The 2,913-nt window shown below is 77.1% G+C and carries 2 protein-coding genes; both read right to left on the bottom strand.

Annotated features, from left to right (window positions below; all coding sequences use genetic code 11):
- Window positions 1-830 precede the first annotated feature (830 nt).
- Window positions 831-1,949, bottom strand: coding sequence for a WYL domain-containing protein (locus E1285_RS44265; protein WP_165967038.1), 1,119 nt, complete (start codon window positions 1,947-1,949; stop codon window positions 831-833).
- A 111-nt stretch (window positions 1,950-2,060) separates the two neighbouring features.
- Window positions 2,061-2,913 (bottom strand): hypothetical protein (locus E1285_RS46280; protein ID WP_207947284.1); only part of this gene is annotated, 853 nt, incomplete at its 5' end.

The raw sequence follows: 2,913 nt of genomic DNA, 5'->3' as shown, positions 1-2,913 counted from the left end.
ACCCCCGGGTGAGACCGGCCTTCGCCCGTGCACCGCCCCCGCGGCCGAAGCGTCCCTGAATATGAGCGAACACGGAAGAAGACGGGGGACCCGCGGCCGCCGCCGGACGGGGAAACAGCCAGCCCCCCCGGCACCGAGCACGGCACAGGCCAGGAGACGGACAGTGAACACCACGGGGATCGGGCACACACGGCGACGCGAGCCACCGAGCCCACCGCCGTCCACGGCACCGGGCCCGTCCGGCTCGCGCTGCACCTGGACGGGCGCCGCCCGGTCGCCGAAGTCGGCGACCGGGGCCCCTCCGCGCTGGCCGAGCATGCTTGCCGCCCGCAGGCGGACGGCAAGACCGTCTGGTTCACCCGCCTGCTCAACCGTTCCTGCGGACTGAGCGGGAGTGGCCAACTCAGCCGTGCGCCCCGAACGGTCCTGGGCGCACTGGTCCCCGGCGTACTCGACCCGGTGCGGCGACACGCATCCTGTGCGTGGTCCGGTCCCGGGAGGCCGGTTCCCTGCACGACCTGGCCAAGTGGAAACGGCCAGAGGCGACGGGGAGGCCCCGGACCATCTCTCCGGTGGAACGGGGGCCCCGCACACTGGCGCCGTTCCCGGCGTCCCAGATCGCAAACCGAAACGCTACCAGGGTGCCGAGCCTCTGTGTCTCGAACACAGCCACCGAGCGGCACTCAAGTCCACCTGTGCTCGCTCCCGCTCACACGCAAGCCAACCGTTGCGCCCCCTCGACGGCCACCACCACCCCGCCGCCGCTGACACCGCCGCCCGCTGACACCGCCGACACCGCCCGCACCGGCGCGGCACCGCCGCGGTGCCGGTCACGCCTGCAGGGGGCAGCGGTCCACGACCCACACGTCCTCGTCGTCGCCCGCCGGTGCAGGCGGAGGCTCGTCGGTGAGGCGGTCCAGATGCCACTCGATATGGGCGAGCGGGCCGCGCCACCCCGCCAGCAGGTCCGCCAGCGGACGCGGCGGACCCGGCGGGCCGTAGGGGCGCGGATCGGGCAGCTCGGCCTCCCACAGCGCGTCGTCGCAGCCCGCCGCCCAGTGCCCCACCGCCTCCAGGACCTCCTGCAGGTCCCGGGCCAGATCGCCCAGGGACCGCAGCGCCATCGCGTCCTGGATCATCCGCTCCCGCGCGTCGAAGGGCATCTCCCGGTCGAAACCCTCCGGGAAGCGCGGGCGCCGCCCGGCCAGGACCGGGTCCTGGCCGGTCGCCGCGGCCCGGACCGCCGCGGCCTGCCACCGCGTCCATTCCGCCAGGTGCCCCAGCACACCGCGCAGCGCCGCCGCGCCCTCGCCGCCGCCGCGGACACCCGCCGCCGCGTCCCGCAGCCGGGACCGCACGAACTCCAGCCGGTCCAGCGTCCACGCCCGCGCCCGCCCGGCGCCCGCCGGGCCGCGCGGGCCCGCCTCGGCCGGGGGACGCGGCACCGGCACCCGCAGCGCCGCCAGCAGCCCGTCCAGATCGCGGACCTCCGCGCCCCGCCCCGACAGGAACGCCGCGCCGATCCGGTCCAGCCGGAACATCCGCGGCCCGTCCCGCATCCGGCACCACCCCACCAGGTACTCCCCGTAGGGGGCCACGACCAGGCCGTGCGCCTCCACGTCGCGGAAGCTGCGCGCCCCCGCCTGATCGGTGTAGGCCATCCGCACGACCCGGCGGGTGCGGACCGCCTCGGCCAGCGTGTCGTGCACCGGGCCCGTCAGCGACCCCGCCTCGCTCAGCGCCGCCGGCTCCGCCTCACCCGCCAGCACGTACCCGCGGCCCTTCACCCGCCGCACCGGCAGCCCGCCGTGCGTCAGCAGCTCCAGGTCGCGGCGGACGGTCCGCTCACTGACCCGCAGCCGCCCCGCGAGCGCGGACGGGTCCAGCGGCTCCGGGGAGGCCGCACGCAGCTCCGCGACGAGCGCCAGCAGCCGGTCGGCACGATCCACGTCCCCATCGTGGCCCCGCCCACCGACATTCCGCCGCCGCGCGGGGGCCCAGATCCCCCTCGGGCAAGGCGAATCGGGCCACCAGGGCACATCGCGTGCGGTGAGACCGGGTCAGCGGCCCGACAGCTCGGCGGCCAGGCCCTCGAAGTCCGCCGCCGTCAGCGCCAGCGCGCTGCCGATCGCCCGCGTCGCCTCCGCACGGCCCAGATGCCGCGTCGCGGCCCGGTCCAGATAGGCCTCCACCAGCCGCGCGCCGGTCAGCCGCCCCCGCGGGAGCAGCGTCCCCGCGTCACGGTTCACCACCGCCCAGGCGTCCGGGCCCAGCCGCAGCCGACGCTCCTCGGCCAGCAGCCCCACCAGCGCCGAACGCGCCCCGGCGGTGCCCAGATCCGGCAGCCGCACCGCCCGCAGGTCCGTCACCAGCTCCGGCGACGCCGCCGACAGCTCCCCGACGCGGTCCGGCTCGCACGTCGCCAGCAGCGCGGTGTCGTTGACGCCCTCCAGCCGCGCCCGGTACAGCACCGACGCGTACGCCGGGCCCTGCGCCTCGTCCAGGACCAGGCCGTCCAGCCCGTCCAGCAGCAGCACATGGCCCGCGTGCTCGTCCAGCGCCGCGCGCAGCCCCTCGGGGCCGTGCTCGCGCAGATCCTCGGCGTGCGCGCTGCGGACCTCGCCGCTGGAGGCCTCCACCTCCGCCAGCGCCGCGGCGACCATCCGCGCCAGCCGCCGCTGCCCGCTGGAGGGCGTCCCGATCAGCAGCAGCGCCGGAGCCGACGCGCTGGACACCTCCTGCCCGCGCAGCCGCCGCGCCCACTTGCCGCGCCGCCGCACCTCGGTCACCATGCGCTCGATGTCGTCGGCGCCGCACAGGAACCGGATCCCGTACGCCTCGGCGATCTGCGGGGCGTGCTCGGGGACGGGCACCGGCGGCACGGGCTCGGGCACCGGCGCGGGCGGCGGAGGC

It is taken from the genome of Actinomadura sp. 7K507 (assembly GCF_004348425.1).
Classification (GTDB): domain Bacteria; phylum Actinomycetota; class Actinomycetes; order Streptosporangiales; family Streptosporangiaceae; genus Spirillospora.
The sequence above is the reverse complement of the archived record's forward strand: the minus strand, read 5'-3'. Positions and strand labels throughout refer to the sequence as shown.